The 18,664-nt window shown below is 39.0% G+C and carries 20 protein-coding genes; 19 read left to right on the top strand and 1 reads right to left on the bottom strand.

The window, feature by feature from the left end; genetic code table 11:
• Positions 1-88 precede the first annotated feature (88 nt).
• The 3 genes from IGI38_RS13490 to IGI38_RS13480 all read left to right on the top strand — a co-directional run bounded on the left by IGI38_RS13490 (position 89) and on the right by IGI38_RS13480 (position 2,250).
• Positions 89-868: a DeoR/GlpR family DNA-binding transcription regulator gene (locus IGI38_RS13490; protein WP_438731344.1), complete on the top strand. Its 780-nt coding sequence runs from the start codon at positions 89-91 to the stop codon at positions 866-868.
• A 174-nt stretch (positions 869-1,042) separates the two neighbouring features.
• Positions 1,043-1,321, top strand: coding sequence for a PTS galactitol transporter subunit IIB (gatB, locus tag IGI38_RS13485; protein ID WP_090407282.1), 279 nt, complete (start codon positions 1,043-1,045; stop codon positions 1,319-1,321).
• A gap of 164 nt (positions 1,322-1,485) precedes the next feature.
• Positions 1,486-2,250, top strand: a complete 765-nt coding sequence (locus IGI38_RS13480) for a DeoR/GlpR family DNA-binding transcription regulator (protein ID WP_438731341.1) — start codon at positions 1,486-1,488, stop codon at positions 2,248-2,250.
• A 36-nt stretch (positions 2,251-2,286) separates the two neighbouring features.
• Here IGI38_RS13480 and IGI38_RS13475 read toward each other — a convergent pair whose 3' ends face one another.
• Positions 2,287-3,222 (bottom strand): 1-phosphofructokinase family hexose kinase, encoded by a 936-nt coding sequence (locus IGI38_RS13475; RefSeq protein ID WP_438731338.1) that lies wholly within the window; start codon positions 3,220-3,222, stop codon positions 2,287-2,289.
• Between the two features lie 235 nt (positions 3,223-3,457).
• Between IGI38_RS13475 and IGI38_RS13470 the strand changes: the two genes are divergently transcribed.
• The 16 genes from IGI38_RS13470 (at position 3,458) to xylB (IGI38_RS13395) (ending at position 18,641) form a co-directional block, all read left to right on the top strand.
• The gene (locus IGI38_RS13470; protein WP_438731335.1) at positions 3,458-3,910 is read left to right on the top strand and encodes a PTS sugar transporter subunit IIA; all 453 of its coding nucleotides are present in this window, start codon (positions 3,458-3,460) and stop codon (positions 3,908-3,910) included.
• A gap of 129 nt (positions 3,911-4,039) precedes the next feature.
• A complete protein-coding gene (gatB, locus tag IGI38_RS13465) occupies positions 4,040-4,318 on the top strand; it encodes a PTS galactitol transporter subunit IIB (RefSeq protein WP_090407293.1) in 279 nt (92 codons plus the stop codon).
• A gap of 18 nt (positions 4,319-4,336) precedes the next feature.
• The gene (locus IGI38_RS13460; RefSeq protein ID WP_438731332.1) at positions 4,337-5,722 is read left to right on the top strand and encodes a PTS galactitol transporter subunit IIC; all 1,386 of its coding nucleotides are present in this window, start codon (positions 4,337-4,339) and stop codon (positions 5,720-5,722) included.
• Complete coding sequence (locus tag IGI38_RS13455) at positions 5,697-6,740, top strand: galactitol-1-phosphate 5-dehydrogenase (protein ID WP_438731329.1); 1,044 nt, start codon at positions 5,697-5,699, stop codon at positions 6,738-6,740. Before IGI38_RS13460 ends, IGI38_RS13455 begins: the two co-directional genes overlap by 26 nt.
• 4 nt (positions 6,741-6,744) lie before the next feature.
• Positions 6,745-7,752: a tagatose-bisphosphate aldolase gene (lacD, locus tag IGI38_RS13450; protein WP_438731326.1), complete on the top strand. Its 1,008-nt coding sequence runs from the start codon at positions 6,745-6,747 to the stop codon at positions 7,750-7,752.
• A gap of 62 nt (positions 7,753-7,814) precedes the next feature.
• On the top strand, positions 7,815-8,696 hold the full coding sequence (locus IGI38_RS13445; RefSeq protein WP_438731323.1) for an aldose 1-epimerase family protein: 882 nt from the start codon (positions 7,815-7,817) through the stop codon (positions 8,694-8,696).
• 10 nt (positions 8,697-8,706) lie between these two features.
• Positions 8,707-9,372 carry an HAD family hydrolase gene (locus IGI38_RS13440; RefSeq protein ID WP_438731320.1) on the top strand — a complete coding sequence of 222 codons (666 nt, stop codon included), beginning with the start codon at positions 8,707-8,709 and terminating at the stop codon, positions 9,370-9,372.
• A 197-nt stretch (positions 9,373-9,569) separates the two neighbouring features.
• On the top strand, positions 9,570-11,060 hold the full coding sequence (locus IGI38_RS13435) for a BglG family transcription antiterminator (RefSeq protein WP_438731318.1): 1,491 nt from the start codon (positions 9,570-9,572) through the stop codon (positions 11,058-11,060).
• Positions 11,042-11,506, top strand: a complete 465-nt coding sequence (locus tag IGI38_RS13430) for a fructose PTS transporter subunit IIA (RefSeq protein ID WP_438731315.1) — start codon at positions 11,042-11,044, stop codon at positions 11,504-11,506. The genes IGI38_RS13435 and IGI38_RS13430 overlap by 19 nt, the downstream gene beginning before the upstream one ends.
• Positions 11,507-11,633: 127 nt before the next feature.
• Positions 11,634-12,500, top strand: coding sequence for a ketose-bisphosphate aldolase (locus IGI38_RS13425; protein ID WP_438731313.1), 867 nt, complete (start codon positions 11,634-11,636; stop codon positions 12,498-12,500).
• Between the two features lie 21 nt (positions 12,501-12,521).
• Entirely contained in the window at positions 12,522-12,830 is a 309-nt protein-coding gene (locus tag IGI38_RS13420) for a PTS fructose transporter subunit IIB (RefSeq protein WP_438731310.1), read from the top strand.
• Between the two features lie 10 nt (positions 12,831-12,840).
• Positions 12,841-13,938 (top strand): PTS fructose transporter subunit IIC, encoded by a 1,098-nt coding sequence (locus tag IGI38_RS13415; protein ID WP_438731307.1) that lies wholly within the window; start codon positions 12,841-12,843, stop codon positions 13,936-13,938.
• A 16-nt stretch (positions 13,939-13,954) separates the two neighbouring features.
• Positions 13,955-14,470, top strand: a complete 516-nt coding sequence (locus IGI38_RS13410; RefSeq protein WP_438731304.1) for a D-lyxose/D-mannose family sugar isomerase — start codon at positions 13,955-13,957, stop codon at positions 14,468-14,470.
• A 54-nt stretch (positions 14,471-14,524) separates the two neighbouring features.
• The gene (locus IGI38_RS13405; RefSeq protein ID WP_438731301.1) at positions 14,525-15,487 is read left to right on the top strand and encodes a hypothetical protein; all 963 of its coding nucleotides are present in this window, start codon (positions 14,525-14,527) and stop codon (positions 15,485-15,487) included.
• 11 nt (positions 15,488-15,498) lie between these two features.
• Positions 15,499-16,977, top strand: coding sequence for a xylulokinase (gene xylB / locus IGI38_RS13400; RefSeq protein WP_438731299.1), 1,479 nt, complete (start codon positions 15,499-15,501; stop codon positions 16,975-16,977).
• 164 nt (positions 16,978-17,141) lie between these two features.
• Positions 17,142-18,641 (top strand): xylulokinase, encoded by a 1,500-nt coding sequence (gene xylB / locus IGI38_RS13395; RefSeq protein ID WP_438731296.1) that lies wholly within the window; start codon positions 17,142-17,144, stop codon positions 18,639-18,641.
• Positions 18,642-18,664: the final 23 nt, after the last annotated feature.

Raw genomic sequence — 18,664 nt, 5'->3', positions numbered from 1 at the left:
TTTTTTAATCGTTTTGCTTTTCTTAAAAGCCAACGAATTATATGGTATCATGACATATGAAGACAGAATAGCAGATAGGGAGAGCAGAATGAATTCAGAAGAACGTCGCGAGTTTATTATCAAAGAATTAGAAGAAAACCATGCGGTTAAAATATTAGATCTCAGCAAACGCTTGAAAGTAACTAGAGAGACTATCAGAAAAGACTTGTATCTCCTTGAAAAAAAAGGTCTGATTAAGAAGATTCATGGTGGAGCTGTTTTAGAAACTTCAAATCAGGAAACGGATTACGAAAAGCGTAAAAATGAGTTTCATGCTGAAAAGACCGCAATTGCAAAAAAGGCTGCTTCATATATAGAAGAAGGAGATACTATTTATCTTGATTATGGAACGACGACCTTAGAGTTGGCAAAAGAAATTCTAAAAATGAAAAATGTGACGGTGGTGACTAATACGATTCCAATCGTTAATCTTTTGTTGGCAAATGAATCAATTGATTTGATCATTCCTGGTGGGATTGTTAGAAACAATGAGTCTTCATTATATGGGCCATTCGCATCAAACAACATTAAGGATATCTTTGTTACGATCGGTTTCTATGGCTGCAGTGGAATTGATGCTGCAAGAGGGATCACTTCCCATCATACAGGTGAAAACATAGTCTCAAAAGAGATGATCGAACATAGCCAAACAACGATTGTCGTAGCAGATCATAGCAAATTTGGGACTGTCGCGTTGAATAAAACTGCTGCTTTTGATCAAATTGATATCGTCATCACGGACATCCCGAGAAATAAGGAAGAGTATCAACAGTATACTCAACAAGGAGTTGAACTGGTATACAGTTCAAACAAAACTGAAGAAGAGTGATAGTTATTGATAGGTCTATGGAAGGTAAAGTCCATAGACCTATTTTTTTGCAATAAAACCATTAATTTGCTTTTTGGTTTGCGAAAAAAGTTAAAAGCAAATTATAATGTTGCAAAAAGCCATAGATGTGTTATCCTTATGTTAACGGTTACAAAAAAGAAAGAAGGAATAGAGATGAAAAAAGTGATTGTGGCATGTGGCGGAGCGGTAGCGACATCAACGGTAGCGGCAAACAAGATCAGAGAGTTGGCAAAAAAGGAAGGGATTCCTGTAGAAGTAAGTCAATGCAGGGTGAACGAACTAGAGTCGAAAAAGGACGGTATTGATTTGATCGTAACGACTGCTAAAGTAAAAAAAGATTATGGTGTACCTGTGATTCATGGGGTAGCTTTTGTTTCAGGCATCAACATAGCAGCAACTGAACAAAAGATTTTGGATGTTTTAAAACAATAAGAAAAGGGAATATCTATATAGTTAAATTCAATGATGAACTGTTTGGCGGTCAGAGGTATTGTGCCTGAAATCCAGCATTGTTATGAAAATAGGCATGACTTGTAAAAAGGGCAGTTGTACTGCTCTTTTTCTGTAAAAGCAAGTTATTGCAAGGGGAGAAACTAATGAATTCTACAGAAAGAAAAGACTACATTTTAAATACTTTAGACACAAAGCATTCCGTTAGAATTAATGAATTGAGTAAAGAGTTGAAAGTAACTAGGGAAACAATTCGAAGAGATCTCTATCTGCTTGAGGGAGAAGGGAGAATCAAGAAGGTCCATGGCGGAGCGATTCTAGAAACTCCTTCTGGTGAGACGGATTATGAAAAAAGGAAAATTGAGAATTGGATTGGAAAAGAGCGAATAGCTAAGACGGCGGTCAGTTATATCGAAGAAGGAGATAGCATTTATTTGGATTATGGAACGACGACCTTGGCATTAGCACAGGAATTAGTTCATTTGAAAAATATTACAGTTGTCACTAATACGATCCCAATTATCAATACATTGATAAAAAATAAATCAATCGATATTCTTATCCCTGGTGGAGTACTTAGAAACAATGAGTCTTCATTGTTTGGCCAATTCGCGTTAAATAATATTTGTGATATCTTCATTACGATTGGTTTTTTTGGGTGTAGCGGGATTGATCGCCAAGCGGCTATTACTAGTCATCATATGGGCGAAGTTCTTATCTCAAAACAAATGATCCAGCAAAGCCAAACGGCAATCGTATTAGCGGATCAAAGCAAATTCGGAAATATTGCATTTAATCGGACGGCAAATTTTGAAGATATTGATATTGTTGTAACCGATCAAATTCCAAGCTTCAATCAGGAACTTGAATATTTGAATGAGCATGGCGTAGAATTGATCGCCTCAATCTAAAAAACCACTAGTGCCAGTTAAGACACTAGTGGTTTTTTAATATCGCGTTACTTCAGATGAACGGAAAATCTCTTCGATTTGTTGTTGATTTAATTCTGGATACCAACTCAACACATTTGCAGTAGAATAGCTGATTGCTCTTTTTAGTGTGTATTCAGGGTTCTGACCAGTAGCAAGATTTTTAATTAAGCCGCCTAAGAAGAAATCTCCACAGGCAATTGGATTTTTGGCTACTACCTTTTTGGCCTTAACATAGAGAATTTGATCATCAATCTTGGCGATTATGCCCTTTTCTCCAAGTGTAATGATGAAAACCGGTATGCTTTCTGTAGCTTTCGATGCTAATAGGGCCGCATAGGAATCAATCGTACTTAAATCGGCCTCAGGAAAAATATCTAAAATCTCCTCGTCATTTATTTTTATCGCATATGGCTTTGCTTGATAAGCTTGACGCAGAGCCTCCCCACTAGTATCCACAAATATTTTTACATCCTTCTCGCGAAATTCGTTGATGAATTTGGCGATGTAGTTTGAAGGCATGCCTTTCATCAAAGAACCGCTGAAAACAATATAGTCCATTTCTTTTACTGAGCGCTTTAAAGCACTCGTGTATTTTTCCAGTAATTCGTTGTTCAACTGAAAGCTGTTTTCGTAGATCGGGTAGGTGGCAAAGTTTTGTGTATCCATAATGATATTGCAAACTCTAGTATTGCTGTCAATTTTAGTAAAGTTAACAGGAACATTACTTGAAATTGCCAAATCGCCTAAGTATTCCCCGTTTCGACCGCCAGCAATCGTATGGACGCAGAATTCAACTGAAGGGGCTTCATAGCCAATCGCATAGGCAACATTAAATCCTTTGCCACCGGGTAATTCTTTAACTTCGTAGGGGCGATTTGGCAAACTTTTAACAAACCCGTCTACTAATAAGGTCCTGTCGATTGCAGGATTGGGACAGACCAAATGAATCATAATAGCATCTCCTTTTTTTCTTTCATAATAGCATCTTTGCCAACTATTAACAACGCGAAATATTGCAAAGTTCAACAAAAGAAAATTAAAGCAAAGAAATATGTTGCAAAAGCAAAATAATGTGCTATTATGATGTTAGCGATTACAAAGAGGTGCAAAAAAATCGGCCGAGTTTGAGTTTGCAAATTTTTGAATCAATTTGCATTAGGTACAACGAGAAAGCAGGAGGATAAGAATGATTTCGAAAGATTTTATGTATTGTCAGTATACAGTCGAAAACAAAGAAGAATTGTTTGATCAATTGTCAGAGGCATTGAAGCAAAAGGGTATTGTCAATGACGGCTTTTCCCAAGCGCTAGAAGATCGTGAAATGGATTTTCCAACCGGTCTTCCGGTAAAACATGGTGTAGCGATTCCTCATACAGATGGAAGTTTAGTTCATTCGGATCAGTTGATTTTTGCTACTTTAAAAAATCCAGTTGTTTTTAATGAGATGGGCGGAGATGAAGAAGATACTGTTGAAGTTTCAGTTATTGTCATGCTGGCAGTAAAAGATGGGCCAAAGCATTTGGATGTTTTACAGAAATTGATTGAATCGATTCAAAAAGAAGGATTTGTGGATAGTTTAGTGTCGGCGAAAGAGACAGATGAAATGCTTGAAATTGTAAATAATTATTTATATCTATAAAGATGTCGGTTCAACTTTTCCCAGCAAGGATTAACTTTAATATTTCAACCAAGTGAATGCCGAAGGGGCACAGTTGAAGAATACACGGAATGAAAAGAATTTTTATATTGATAAGGAGGAAATTTAAAAATGAAAAAAGTTATCGTAGCATGCGGCGGAGCTGTTGCAACATCAACAGTGGCGGCAAATAAAATCAGAGAGTTAGCAAAAAAAGAAGGAATTCCTGTTGAAGTTACACAATGTCGGGTGAATGAATTGGAGTCAAAGAAGGATGGGATTGATTTAATCGTTACAACGGCAAAGGTGAAAAAGGATTATGGAGTGCCAGTCATTCATGGCGTAGCGTTTGTATCGGGTATTAATATTCAAGCGACAGAAGAAAAAATCTTAGCAGTTCTAAAAAAATAAAGATAGGGGTTCATAAAAATGGGAGTAATTCAATACATTGTTGATCTAGGCGCGAGCGTAATGCTGCCAATCGTCATTTTCATTTTAGGGTTATTACTGAGACAAGGCATTGGGAAATCATTGCGTTCAGGTATTACCATCGGTATCGGATTTGTCGGAATTAGCTTAGTGATCAGCTTGCTGACTGAAAACTTAGGGGCAGCAGCAGAAGCAATGGCTGAGAATTTTAATCTTGGTTTGAATGTGGTTGATCTTGGCTGGCCGGGAACATCGCCGATGGCTTGGGCATCTGATTTAGGTTTAGTGGCAATTCCAGTTGCGATCGCGGTGAATATCGTGATGCTGTTATTGAAGTTGACGCGAGTTGTAAACGTAGACATTTGGAATATTTGGCATATGGCTTTTACAGGAGCGATCGTTCAAACTGCGACAGGCAACTTCTATTTAGGAATTCTAGGGGTCGTTGTCCATGCTGTAATCGCTTATAAACTAGGTGATATGTTTGGCGCTGTCACAGATGAGTATTTTGGTTTGGAAGGGATTTCGATTCCCCATGGTTCGTCAGCATATATGGGGATTTTTGCAGCACCAATCGATGATTTGATTGAAAAGATTCCAGGTCTCAATAAAATCAATATTACTTCAGAAAAGATTGAATCACGCTTAGGTGTACTAGGTCAGCCAACGATCGTCGGAGCGATTCTTGGTTTTGCGATTGGAATGTTGGCGCGTTATACAGTGGGTGACTCTCTTCAATTAGCAATTCAAATGGCGGCAGTCATGGTCTTGATGCCGATGGTTGTTAAATTGATCATGGAAGGTCTTATTCCAATTTCAGAAGCTGCTCGCGATTTATTAGACAAACACTTCAAGGGTAGTGAATTGAAGATCGGTTTGGATCCAGCGTTGCTTTTAGGAGATTCACAAGTAATTGCGGCTAGTTTAGTTTTTGTCCCGTTAACGATTCTAATTGCAGTGATTGTTCCAGGAAATCAAGTCTTGCCATTTGGTGATTTGGCAACAATCGGATTCTTTATTGCGATTGCGGTCGGAGTTCATAAAGGAAACTTATTCCGTACCTTGATTTCCGGCTCAGTGATCATGTTCATCACGATTTGGATCTCAAATCAAATGATTACGTTGCAAACCATGTTGGGTCAAAATGTTGGTTTGGTGGGTTCTGGTGAGCGAGTTTCTTCGTTGGATCAGGCGGGAAGTCCAATTACTTACTTGTTAGCAAAAGGAATTACATTTGAAATGGGTGCAGGCTTCTTTATCATCCTAGTCTTATATATCGCAGCATTTGCCTATACCTTTATCAAATATAAGAAAAAGACGTTATATGTAGAAGTGGAAGAAATTGAAGGGACTGAAACTGGTGAAAGCATTAGTAGTAACAGCTAAACATAAAATGGCATTGCAAGATATCTCCAAACCGGAGGTCAAACCAGGCAAAGTTCTAATAAAAGTTGCTTATTGCGGGATTTGCGGCTCTGACCTGCCGCGCTATTTTGAAGGTGGTGTGCACGCCTTTCCACAAGTTTTAGGTCATGAGTTTTCTGGAATTGTAGAAGAAGTCGGAGAAGACGTGACAACAGTGTCAGCGGGAGAAAAAGTTGCAGTAGCACCGTTGGTTCCTTGTGGTGCGTGTGAGAATTGTCAAAAGGGCGAGCCGGCGATGTGTACTCACTATAGTTTTATTGGGTCGCGTGAACAAGGGGCGATGGCAGAATATGTCGTTGTTCCAGAAAAAAATTGTGTGAAAGTACCAGACAATCTTTCTTTAAAGGAAGCTGCTTTATTGGAGCCTTTAACGGTGGCAATCCATGGGATTGAAAGAGTCCGAATTTCCGCTGGTGTGGATGTTTTGGTGTTAGGTGCAGGGACTATCGGTCTTTTAACAGTTTTATCTTTAAGGGCAATCGGAGTTGGAAAAATTACTGTGGTTGATTTGAACGAGAAGAAGCTGGAAGTTGCAAAAGTGATTGGAGCTGACGAAACAGTAAATCCGCTGAACACTAAGTTAGAGGATTATTACCAAAAAAATCGTTTGCCGGAAGTAGTGATCGAAACGGCTGGCAGTTCCGTCACACAAAAACAAGCGGTAGAGTTTGTCGCAAAGCGTGGAAAAGTTGTATATGTAGGTACGAGTACGAGAGATGTGATTTTTGATCCAGAAACTTTTGAGAAAATCTTGCGGGGGGAATTAGAAGTTACTGGTTCATGGATGTCTTATTCTGCGCCATTTCCGGGATATGAATGGGAAACGGGACTACGATATATGTCTACAGGGGCGATCGATGTGAAGCCGTTGATTACCGAGACTTTCCAACTGGAGGATGTTGCTGTTCCCTTCGACAAAATGGTTGAGAAAAATTCAGCAGCAGTTAAGTTACTATACGCCATAAATGAGGAGAAATAGCAGAATGAAAATGGTATCTGAATCACAATATGAAGCATTAAAAAATACGAGCAGCCATGACGGTATTATTGGGGCTCTAGCGATTGATCAACGAGGTGCGTTAAAAAAAATGATCGCGAAGTACAAAGAAGATGCAACAGATCACGATATTGAAGATTTCAAAAAGATCGTTTCCGAAGAGCTGACACCGTACGCGAGTGCCATCCTATTGGACCCGGAATATGGGTTGCCTGCGGCCAATGCTCGTGCGGAGAGTGCCGGATTGTTGTTGGCCTATGAAAAAACAGGTTACGATGCAACAACACCGGGACGTTTGCCCGATTCGTTGAATGTTTGGTCAGTGAAGCGTTTAAAAGAGGCAGGAGCAGATGCCTGTAAGTTTCTTCTATATTACGACATTGATGAATCTGATGAGATCAATGATCAGAAGAAAGCATACATGGAACGGATCGGTTCCGAATGTGTGGCTGAAGGAATTCCCTTCTTCTTAGAACTAGTATCGTATGATGCTGAGATTAGTGATGCGGCATCAAAGGAATATGCCAAAGTAAAACCTCATAAAGTAAATGATATGATGGTAGAATTTTCTGATCCTCGTTATAATGTTGATGTCTTGAAGGTAGAAGTACCAGTAAATATGAAATTTGTTGAAGACTTTGGAGATGAAGTGGTTTATACAAAAGAGGAAGCCGCGAAATTATTCAAGGAACAGAGTGAAGCGACGGGCCTTCCTTTCATTTTCTTAAGTGCTGGAGTGAGTGCGGTCATGTTCCAAGATACTTTGCGGTTTGCTAAGGAAGCCGGCTCAACCTTTAACGGTGTATTATGTGGCCGCGCAACATGGGCAAACGGAGTAGAGCCGTTCATTACAAAAGGTGAAGCAGCTGCTAGAGAATGGCTACAAACAGAAGGGCGTAGAAATATTGATGAATTAAATACTGTTTTGAGAAAAACCGCAACTTCTTGGCATGAAAAAATTCAGTGTCAACAAAAAGCAGCACGTTTTTCATAGAATAAAATATGAAGGTAGACTTGTTCTACCTTCTTTGTGTTTAAAAGGAAAGAGGGATTTGAATGAATTATCGAGTATTGGAAAATGATGAAATAACAGTGGAGATCTTAACAAAAGGAGCGGAGATTAAAAGCATTCGATCGAAAAAGGAAGGAACAGAATATATTTGGCAGGCTGATAGTAAATTTTGGAACAGACATGCGCCGATTTTATTTCCAATCGTAGGGAAATTAAAAGATGATCAGTATGAGCTAGAAGGAAAAACGTACACGATGTCTCAACATGGTTTTGCCAGAGATCGTGAATTTAAAGTAACAAATCATTCGTCAGATTTTATAGCGATGACATTAGCCGCTGATGAGGAAAGCTTAAAAATCTATCCATTCGAATTTGAATTGACGATCGAATATAAATTAATCGGTAATTGTTTGATCGTTCGTTACTTAGTTAAAAATAGCGAGACAGAGAATACGATGTATTTTGCGATTGGTTCCCATCCTGGTTTCAATGTGCCACTGGATCAGAATACTCGCTTTGATGATTACTACTTAGAATTTTCACCAAAGCAACAACGAACGTTTATCCCTGTGACGGAGGACGTTTTGCTGCAAACGGATAGAACTGTAGAATTAATGGATAATTCATATCCGCTAAATCGTGAAATGTTTAATGAAGGAGTATTGATTTGGGAGACCGAAGGAAATACGCGGGTAGAACTAAAGTCGGATAAAACAAAAAAGGCAGTCATTTTTGACTATACTGATATGCCTTATTTAGGAGTCTGGTCTCCATATCCGCAAAATGCCCCCTTTATTTGTATCGAACCATGGTGTGGAGTTGCTGATACTTTTGATACAAATGGAAAATACGATGAAAAATTAGGCATCAATACACTATTGCCAAATGAGCAGTTCACAAGCAGTTATCAAATGACGTTCAAGTAAGGAGAGAGCCATGAAAGCAGTTATTTTTGATATGGATGGTGTTTTGATTGATTCTGAACCGGTTTCAAAGTTAGCCTTTACCAGAGCGTTTGAAGCAATAGGACTTGATTTTACGGAAGCAATCTATCAAAAGATATTAGGACGAAGCTTAAAGGACATTGAGCTGTTCCTTTCAGAATGGTATAAAGATGCTAGGTTGGCGGCTAAGATCATCACGATTCGTGAACAGGAATTTAGGCGGCATTATCAAGACCATCCAGTAATAGTTAAGCCAGGTGTCTATGAATTGTTGGATTATCTGGATAGTCAGAAGATAAAGAGGGCAGTAGCCACCTCTGCAAAGAAAAGCATTGCTGAACACTTGCTTAAGCAAGCTGGCATAGTTGAGCGGATGGACGCCCATTGCTATGGTTCAGAAGTTGAAGAAGCGAAACCAAATCCAGAGCTTTTTATAAACGCAGCGTCTCGCCTAAACATTCCGCCTGAAAAAACATGTGTGATCGAAGATTCTCAGTCGGGAATAACCGCAGCTAACCGAGGCGGCTTTATTCCAATCTATATTCCAGAGCAAAAAATCGATCATCCTGAGACTGAATCCTTCAAGTATACATTTTTCAACAGCTTATTGGAGTTTCAAGCAGCGTTATGCTCAAAGGATTCGACATTTATAAATTAATTTTTTCTAGTCCAATTATCTTTTATGATGAAAGATAGTTGGATTTTTTCTTTAGGCGTTTCAGTTGGAGTACTGATCAGAAGCTGGATTTATCTACTAGTTTTTACTTGAATCAATTTCTGTCCACATACTATAGACAAGAGATGACGAAGAAAACGTATTCAACAGATATAGAATAATGACAAGAGGTGGGAGAAATGATTTTTAGTTCGAATGAAAATATGATGATCAATATTTTGAATTTCGATGAATTTGTTTCAGCGAAGCATCTAGCAGAGACCTTATATGTTTCTACGAAAACAGTCTATCGCATGATAAAAAAAATCAATGGATTGTTTATGGAAGAAAAAAGGGTTCCGCTAATTATCTCGGAAGCCGGTAAAGGGTATAAATTGAGTGCCCAATTTCGTAATAGTGATGTTCACTCGATGGTTGAGTTTGCCGAAGAGAACAATCTGAACGAAGTGGCATTGGCTCTATTGTTTAAATACCCCAATAAAATCAAACGTACGATCATGGACACCCAGTTTTTAAGTGAGAGTTCAGTGGAACGGCGGATGAAAAAATTAACGGAAATTATAGAAAAGTATGAAGTGCAGCTTCACTATAATCATGAATATTTATGGATTCGGGGTGAAGAAGTTAATATTCGTAAAGCGATCAATCATATTTTTTTAGAAATGAATAAGATAAACAGCTTAAGCGAGATTGGGATCAAAATCAATGTTATAGATAAATACTTTATTGATCAGCAAATTACGCTGCTTGAGGAGACGTTAAATGAATACATAAACTACCCCTATGACATTACAATCTACACCCATATTTATATGATCATCAAACGCTACAGAGAAGGGGAAGTGAACTACTTAGGCAATCAGGAGCCACTTGAAAAAGAAGAACAGCAACTGTTGGCGTCAAATCCGAAAATGTTACAGGTCTCTACCAAAATTATTGAAAACATCGAAAGCTACCTATCTGTTCAGATGGATCCATTGGAAATATATTTTGTTTTTCAAAATGTTTATTCGATCAATAGTCAAAAAAGAGAAAGCAGTAATGTAGATAAAAAATTGGCCGAAGAGATGACTAAAAAATTTATTACGGAGTACTTCTTGATTTCTGATGTAACATTACTGCCTGCGAGCCGTTCATTATATGAGGATTTATACCAGCATGTTCTTCCGATGCTCAGTCGGTTACGTTCGGGAATAAAGGTCGAAAACAATCTGTTGGACGGCTTATTGCTAGAATACAGGGCAACATTCTTAAAGGTAAAGAAAATTGCGGAAGAAATAAATCAAGAATTGATGTTTGACACAAAAATGAACGATGCGGAAATCGGTTATCTGACTTTGTATTTTGAAAAGTATAAAATTCATCGGCAAGAGAATAGAAATGTTTTGCTGATATGTTCTACCGGTGTTGGGACCTCGGAATTATTAAAGGTTCGAATTCAGCAAAATTTTTCTAGCATGAATATCATCGCTACGATGAGCCAACGTCAGGTTAAGAAAAATCAGGATTTCATTAGAGAGAATGTCGATCTAATATTTTCAACAATTCGGATGCCGATAAATATCGATCATATCCCCGTTCTGCTGATCAGTCCGTTATTGACGGATAAGGATATTCAAAATATAAATCATACCATGAAGGAGATAGAAGAATGGAAAAAATTGAATTAGGCAAGGTAATCCATGAGGAACTGCTTAAGGTTGGGTCTAAAGCAGCTACAAAAGAAGAAATCATCAAAGAATTAGCTGGAATGTTGGAAGCTAAAGGCTTTGTCCGCTCAGCGGAAGACTTCATTCGTGATGTGTATTTACGCGAGGAAGAAGGAGAAACAGGTATTGGTGAAGGCGTAGCGATTCCTCATGGGAAATCTGCTGCTGTAATCGAGACAACAGTCGCAATCGCGGTATTAGATCAAGAGATTGAGTGGGAGACATTAGATGGAGAGGGGGTAAAAGTCGTTATTATGTTTGCAGTCAAAGATTCAGATGCAAACACCACTCATGTTTTACTCTTGCAGCAAGTCGCGATACTTTTGGCAAACAATACATTCATTGAAGCTGTAAAGAATGTTGCGTCGGTCGAAGCGTTGTATGAATTAATCTTAGCATTTCAATAATGGCCAAAAGAATACCCGCTCCATCTCTATCACAAAAAAAAGTAGAAAGCAAGTGGACGGATCGATGGCTTGAAAATTGAACTAATTATTCCCTAAAAATTTTTAACACGAAAAAGGAGAAGATCAAATGTTAGTAACTGGAAAAGAAATTTTGAATGTCGCAAAAGAAAAAGGTTTTGCTGTTCCTGCTTTTAATGCAGGGTCTGGACAATTATTAAATGCGGTGATGGAGGCCTGTGAAGAAGCGCAATCTCCTGTTATGATAGCGATTCACCCCGATGAATTGAGTTTTTTAACAGATAGTTTTGTGGCACAAGCTGCTTATCTAGCTAATCATTCTAAAATCCCTGTATGTATTCATTTGGATCATGGTGCCAGTTTTGAGCAAGTTCTGCATGCAATCAGCATTGGCTTCACCTCTGTAATGATTGATGCGTCGCACTTATCCTTCGAAGAAAATGTAGCCATCTCTAAAAAGGTTGTCGAAGCTGCACATGCTGCTGGAGTTTCAGTCGAAGCAGAGTTGGGAACGATTGGTGATACTGGAAATACAGTCGAAGGCGGTGTTAGTGAAATCATTTATACTGATCCAAAAGTAGCACAAGATTTTATTGAAAAAACTGGTGTTGACAGTCTAGCAGTCGCAATCGGAACGGCTCACGGCATCTATCCAAAAGATGTTGATCCTAAATTGCGCTTAGATATTTTAGAAGAAATTGAAGCATTAACAGATATTCCATTGGTTCTTCATGGTGGTTCAAGCAATCCGGATAATGAAATCAGCAAAGCAGTAACCATGGGTGTAAACAAAATCAATATTTCTAGTGATATCAAAATTGTTTTTGCGAATAAACTGCGTGAAGTATTGAATGCTGGAAATAATGAAATTCGCGAACCAAATGTTTTGTTCCCAGCATGTATGGAAGAAACTAAAAAAGTAGCATTGGAAAAGATCCACTTATTCAAATCTAATGATAAAGTCAAATACTATTAATTAACGAAAGGATGTGCCTCCATGAAAATCGTTGGGATTGCCGCGTGTACGGCAGGAATCGCTCATACTTATATTGCCAAAGAAAAATTGATGCAAGCAAGTATTGATCGTGGACATCAAATTCATATCGAGACGCAAGGATTAGCCGGAACGCAGGATGCATTAACAGAGCAAGAGATTAATGAAGCGGATGTAGTAATTATTGCGGCTGATATTAAAATCAGTGGTCGCGAGCGTTTCAAAAATAAGAAGGTTGTTGAAGTACCGACTGGTTTAGTAGTGAAATCGCCAAACAAGTTAGTAGAAAAGTTGGAAGAAGTTAAAGTATAGGAGGGCAAAAATGGAAAAGATTAAGCAGATTGGATTTAAAAAGCATTTGATGACAGCCATTTCGTTTTTCTTGCCAATTATTGTTGCATCAGGTTTTCTCTTAGCAATCGGAAATATGATGGGTGGAGTGACCATAGAAAACTTTCGAGACGGATTCAGTTTTGCGGATACGATGACCACGATGGGCGGATACGGACTGGGTTTCTTGCCTATGATAGTTTCCACGGCTATTGCTTATTCTATAGCTGACAAACCAGGGATTGCCCCTGGTTTGGTGGTCGGCTTTGTAGCTCATGGGATTGGTACCGGTTTCTTGGGTGGCGTTGCCGGCGGTTATGTTTCGGGCTATGTGGTTGTTTTATTGATGGCAGTGATTAAAGTACCTAAATGGATGGAGGGGCTGCTTCCGACCTTGGTTTTGCCTTTTCTAAGTTCATTTGTGGCTGGAATGGTGATGTATTACGTAGTTGGAACGCCAATTATCTGGTTCACGGATTTAATAACTGCTTATCTTGGAAATCTGAATACTTCGTCACTATTTCTTTATGGAGCGATTATTGGCGTTTTGGCTTCTATTGACTATGGCGGCGCAATTAACAAAGTGGTTTTCGCATTTGTCTTTGCATTATTCTCGGAAGGAATTTATGAACCGATTACGGTGCTGATCTTGGTTTCTATGACCACGCCATTTGGCTTAACGATGGCGCATTTTATTGGAAAGGTCATCAAGAAAAATATTTTTAATCGCCAAGAGATTGAAACGCTGAAAACAGCCTTTCCGATGGGGATTTGTCAGATTACCGAAGGGTGTTTCCCGATCGTGTTAAATGATCTGGCTCGTAACGTTATTGCTACTGGAGTTGGCGGAGCTATCGGCGGAGGCTTAAGTATGCTGTGGGGTGCAGACAGTCATATCCCAGCATCCGGAATGTTTGCGATTCCTACAATGACCCGACCATGGGCATTTGTTGCTGCCTTATTCATTGGTTCTTTAGCTACTGCGATCACCATTCTTGTATTGAAAAAACGGGTAGATCCAAATGCCGAGGTGGTAATTGAAACCAAAGAAGAAGAGGATGTTTCTTGGGATGATTTGAAAATTTCTTAAAGAAAGGAAATCATAAATGGATTATCAAGAACGCGTACGGACAATGTTTCATGATTCAGGAATTATTTTTACTGAAAAAGAATTAGGTGAAATCGATTTTGCTGATTTTGGTCTTGGACAAATTGAATCAGAAGGATTAAATTTGATCATTTATGAGAATAATGACCGCTATTGTGCTAAAGAAATGGTTTTACTACCAAGACAGACCTGTCCAGAGCATCGCCATCCGCCTCGTAATGGCGAAGATGGCAAAAGAGAGACATTTCGTTGTCGTAAAGGACGCGTCTACTTGTATGTAGAAGGCGAATCTGGAAATTCAATTCACAGTATCCTTCCAGAAGGGCAAGAAGCCTACTATACGGTGGCACATGAGATTGTGTTAAATGCAGGAGAGCAGTATACGATTGAACCGAATATCAAACACTGGTTCCAAGCGGGAGAAGCAGGCGCGATCATCTCTGAATTTTCTTCTCCGAGTGATGATGCCAGCGATATTTTTACTGATCCTAAAATTCAGCGAGTAACAAAATAAGCGTGTGTTCAGACTAGGTATTATTTCCTAGTCTGTTTTTGAAAGGAAAAATAGATGCAAAAATTTCAATTGGAAAATGATCAAGTATTGGTTGAGTTTTTGAACTACGGCGGTATTTTAACGAAGATGATAAACAAGAAAAGCGGGCAAAATTATATTTTGGCTTATGGAGACGAAAAAAACTATTTAGTAAATCCTTATTTCTTTGGCGCGACGATCGGGCGTAATGCCGGTAGAACTTTTCCACCATATTATCGAAAGCATTCTGGAGAAAAAGCAGCACTAGATGTTAATGAAGGGAAGGTCCATTTACATGGCGGAAAAGATGGACTGCATCAAGTAGAGTGGCTGGTGAAGAGAATAGATGAAACGAGTTTTCAATTGTCTTACGAGGATAACGATTCTCTTTATGATCCGTTAACCATAAAACTGACTTATCGTTTGGTTAAGAATCGTTTCTCAATAGAGATGCGTGGAGTATCTAATACGCCGACAGTTTGTAATTTAACCAATCACAGCTATTTCAATTTGAGCAGTCAAGCGACTATTGAAGAACATTACTTACAAACTAGTTCTGCAAAAATTCAACTGATCGATGAGCAATTTGTGCCAACAGAAGAATATTCTACGATGAACGATGTGGAATATAAACCGTTCGATTTTTCTCAAGAAAAGCAAATTAAAAAAGCATTGAAACTAGAGACAGACCTTTCAAAAATCTGTGGAGATGGTATCGACTTGGCTTATTGTTTTAGAGAAAAAGCTCTCCAAAAGCCTAAAATTATCTTGACTGACTCTAATAGAAAGCATAGATTGAAAGTTTATTCTGATCAGGAGGGCTGCGTCATTTATACGTTAAACAAAGTATCTGATGCACTTCTGCTATCAAAGGGGCATCCGGTCGAAAAATTCGGTGGTATAACTTTTGAAATGCAGCGCAGACCAAATTATGTACAAACTGAACCAGAGTGTTTAACGACGAATTATTCAGCAATTACGATTTATGAGATTGACTAGGAGGAAGGCCAATGAGTTACTTTTTGGGTGTTGATCTGGGTACCAGTTCTTTAAAGATTATTTTAGGAGATGAAAAAGGGAATTTATTAGGAAACAGCAGCAGTTCCTTCGCTATACTATCGGAAAAGATCGGTTATAGTGAAGAAAATCCAAGTGATTGGCTTACGGCTTTCAACAAAGCTCTATTCGATTTGATTAGGAAGTTTCCTCAAATAAAAAAATCGGCGTTAACAGTTGGGTTTTCAGGACAAATGCATACATTAGTTTTGATTGATTCAAATGGAGAGGTCCTTCGACCAGCGATTTTATGGAATGATAGTCGGACGACGGAAGAAGTCAAAATGCTTGAACAACGACTAGGAGATCATTTATTAAACTATGAAAAAAATATCCCATTAGAGGGTTTCACTTTGCCCAAGATAGTTTGGATTCAAAAAAATGAACCAGATTTGTGGCGTCAAACATCGAAATTTATGCTTCCCAAGGATTATCTGGTCTATTCACTAACGGGTGAAGTTTTCACAGAGCCTTCTGATGGGACCGGAACAATTTTGATGGATATTGATCAGCGAAATTGGGATGAGTCCTTATTAAAACACTTGGATATTCCATTGGATAAATGTCCTACGATTAAATCATCAACGGAAATTATCGGAGAAATGGACTCAAAAATAAAGAAGAGATTTGGTTTAGAAGGAAAAGTGGAGCTTGTCCTGGGTGGGGCAGATAACGCCTGCGGGGCTTTTGCCAACATTTCAGAACCTCATTCACAGGGATTGATTTCTGTTGGAACTTCTGGAGTAGTCCTAGTTTATGAAACTGAGAAGGGACTGTCAGATATAGGGAAATACCACTATTTTGCTTCCGTCTTAGAAGACATAAATTATAAAATGGGTGTGACCTTGTCCGCAGGCTATTCATTAGACTGGCTCAAAAAGATTTTAGCGCCAAATGAATCATTTGCTACATTTTGTGATGCTGCTGAGCAAAGCTCTGTTGGCAGTAGGGGGATCACTTTTTTACCTTATTTATTTGGCGAAAGAAGTCCGTATTTCGATCCTAATCTCAGCGGTGCATTTGTTGGCTTGCGTGCGCATCATAAGCGGGAGGACATTATCAGAGCAGTGATGGAAGGGATCGCCTTTTCTTTAAAAAACGTGTATGAAAACATGAGAAATGATAGAGAGCAAGCACTAAAAACTTTTCGCATTACAGGTGGAGTCACAAAAAATCCTTTTTGGCTTCAACTGTTTGCGGATATTTTCCAAGTGGAGATTGAGGTTTTGAGCTCTGATGAAGGTCCAGCATATGGGGCATTGCTCTGCGCGGTCGCAGGGAAAAAAGATCCAAATTTATTGACCTATTGGAAACAAGCTAACAAAATCAAAAATTCGTATCAGCCAACAGAGCGGGCAGAGAACTATCATGAGCCTTATCGGCGTTTTCTGAGTTTGAGTCAGCAAGCGGTGAATAAAAATAAGAATACTTAATTGAGTTTAAGCAAACTCCATTCTATTAGAGCAAACAAACGCGTAGATTTGTTTGCTCTTTTTCTCATTAGCACGCTCGATTTATTCATGAAAAGACTATCAAATAGAAAAATATTTGAGATACTATTAAGTAATGAGACGTCTTGTTTAGAAAGGAGAAAGCTGTGTATTTATTAGGTATTGATATTGGGACATCGTCATGTAAAGTAGCGCTATTTACAGAAAATGGAGAGGCAATTGCGCAATCAACTAAGAATTATCCAATTTTTCGCCCGCAAAAAGACTGGGTGGAACAAAATCCAGAAGATTGGTGGCAAGCTGTTTGCGAAGCAATCAACGAGCTGCTAACAAAATCAAAAATAAAACCTGAAAAGATTCTAGGGATCGGGGTTGATGGGCAGAGCTGGTCAGCAATTCCTATTTCGAGTGATGGTGCGCTTCTTCGAAATACACCTATCTGGATGGATACTCGTGCACAAGGAATTTGTGAAGACCTGAAGCAAACTATCGGGGAGGAAACGCTATTTAATGTGAGTGGAAATCCTATACAGCCAACCTATTCGCTACCAAAAGTTCTGTGGTATCGCGATCAACTCCCTGAGCTATATAAACAGACCGACAAGATTCTGCAATCCAACAGCTATATCGTATACAAGTTGACTGGTGAAGTTACACAGGATCTTTCCCAAGGTTACGGATATCAATGTTTTGATATGAGAAAAGGAGTTTGGGACAACTATTTATGTAAAGAAATGAATCTTCGAGCAGATATTCTTCCTGAAATCGTTCCTTGCGATGCCATAGTCGGTCAAGTAACTAAGGAGGCAGCAGAACAAAGTGGGTTAAGTATTGGAATTCCGGTAGTTGCTGGTGGCTTGGATTCTGCTTGCGGGGCATTAGGTGTTGGAGTCATTGCTAATGGTGAAACACAAGAGCAAGGTGGACAAGCCGGAGGTATGAGCATTTGTACTGAGGAATACCGTGCAGATAAACGATTGATTCTAAGTTTTCATGTGACTGCTGAAAAATGGCTGCTGCAGGGTGGAACGGTTGGCGGTGGTGGTGTGTTGAAATGGTTTGAAGAGAATTTTGGACAGAAAGAACGAATGGATGCGGAACAAAATGGAACGACTAGCTTTGCTGAGTTGACCATTCAAGCTGAAAGTATAGCTCCTGGTTCGGAAGGGGTCATTTTGCTACCTTATATGGCGGGAGAGCGGTCACCGGTCTGGAATCCACAAGCTAAAGGACTCTATTATGGCTTGGATTATAGTAAAACGAAGGGACATATGATTCGTGCAAGCATGGAAGGGGTAGCTTTTTCTTTAAAACACAATCTGGATGTTGCAGAAAGGGCTGGTACGGAAGTCAATCACTTGCGGGCGATGGGCGGCTCCGCAAATAGTCAACTTTGGACACAGATCAAGAGTGATGTCACGAATAAATCAATCGATATACTGAACTCGGACACAGCAACAACACTTGGAGCAGCGATTTTGGCGGGAGTTGCGGTCGGTGTTTATAAGGATTTTGAGGAAGCAGTTTCGAAGACGGTTAAAATTAAAACAAGTTATCATCCAAATACAGAGAATGCGGACGTCTATCAAAAAAATTATGAGTTATACTTGAAGCTTTATAAGCAGTTAAAGGAAATCATGCAGTAATAGACCAAAAGAAGCAAACTACG

This window comes from Enterococcus sp. AZ128, from assembly GCF_051714485.1.
Taxonomy (GTDB): Bacteria; Bacillota; Bacilli; order Lactobacillales; family Enterococcaceae; genus Enterococcus_A.
Note: the sequence above shows the minus strand (reverse complement) of the source record. Positions and strands in the feature narration are given on the sequence as shown.

Excerpts from the sequence above, each read along its gene's own strand:
- IGI38_RS13490 (WP_438731344.1), top strand. The coding sequence starts at position 89 with ATGAATTCAGAAGAACGTCGCGAGTTTATTATCAAAGAATTAGAAGAA.
- gatB (WP_090407282.1), top strand. The coding sequence starts at position 1,043 with ATGAAAAAAGTGATTGTGGCATGTGGCGGAGCGGTAGCGACATCAACG.
- IGI38_RS13480 (WP_438731341.1), top strand. The coding sequence starts at position 1,486 with ATGAATTCTACAGAAAGAAAAGACTACATTTTAAATACTTTAGACACA.
- IGI38_RS13475 (WP_438731338.1), bottom strand. The coding sequence starts at position 3,222 with ATGATTCATTTGGTCTGTCCCAATCCTGCAATCGACAGGACCTTATTA.
- IGI38_RS13470 (WP_438731335.1), top strand. The coding sequence starts at position 3,458 with ATGATTTCGAAAGATTTTATGTATTGTCAGTATACAGTCGAAAACAAA.
- gatB (WP_090407293.1), top strand. The coding sequence starts at position 4,040 with ATGAAAAAAGTTATCGTAGCATGCGGCGGAGCTGTTGCAACATCAACA.
- IGI38_RS13460 (WP_438731332.1), top strand. The coding sequence starts at position 4,337 with ATGGGAGTAATTCAATACATTGTTGATCTAGGCGCGAGCGTAATGCTG.
- lacD (WP_438731326.1), top strand. The coding sequence starts at position 6,745 with ATGAAAATGGTATCTGAATCACAATATGAAGCATTAAAAAATACGAGC.
- IGI38_RS13445 (WP_438731323.1), top strand. The coding sequence starts at position 7,815 with ATGAATTATCGAGTATTGGAAAATGATGAAATAACAGTGGAGATCTTA.
- IGI38_RS13440 (WP_438731320.1), top strand. The coding sequence starts at position 8,707 with ATGAAAGCAGTTATTTTTGATATGGATGGTGTTTTGATTGATTCTGAA.
- IGI38_RS13435 (WP_438731318.1), top strand. The coding sequence starts at position 9,570 with ATGATTTTTAGTTCGAATGAAAATATGATGATCAATATTTTGAATTTC.
- IGI38_RS13430 (WP_438731315.1), top strand. The coding sequence starts at position 11,042 with ATGGAAAAAATTGAATTAGGCAAGGTAATCCATGAGGAACTGCTTAAG.
- IGI38_RS13425 (WP_438731313.1), top strand. The coding sequence starts at position 11,634 with ATGTTAGTAACTGGAAAAGAAATTTTGAATGTCGCAAAAGAAAAAGGT.
- IGI38_RS13420 (WP_438731310.1), top strand. The coding sequence starts at position 12,522 with ATGAAAATCGTTGGGATTGCCGCGTGTACGGCAGGAATCGCTCATACT.
- IGI38_RS13415 (WP_438731307.1), top strand. The coding sequence starts at position 12,841 with ATGGAAAAGATTAAGCAGATTGGATTTAAAAAGCATTTGATGACAGCC.
- IGI38_RS13410 (WP_438731304.1), top strand. The coding sequence starts at position 13,955 with ATGGATTATCAAGAACGCGTACGGACAATGTTTCATGATTCAGGAATT.
- IGI38_RS13405 (WP_438731301.1), top strand. The coding sequence starts at position 14,525 with ATGCAAAAATTTCAATTGGAAAATGATCAAGTATTGGTTGAGTTTTTG.
- xylB (WP_438731299.1), top strand. The coding sequence starts at position 15,499 with ATGAGTTACTTTTTGGGTGTTGATCTGGGTACCAGTTCTTTAAAGATT.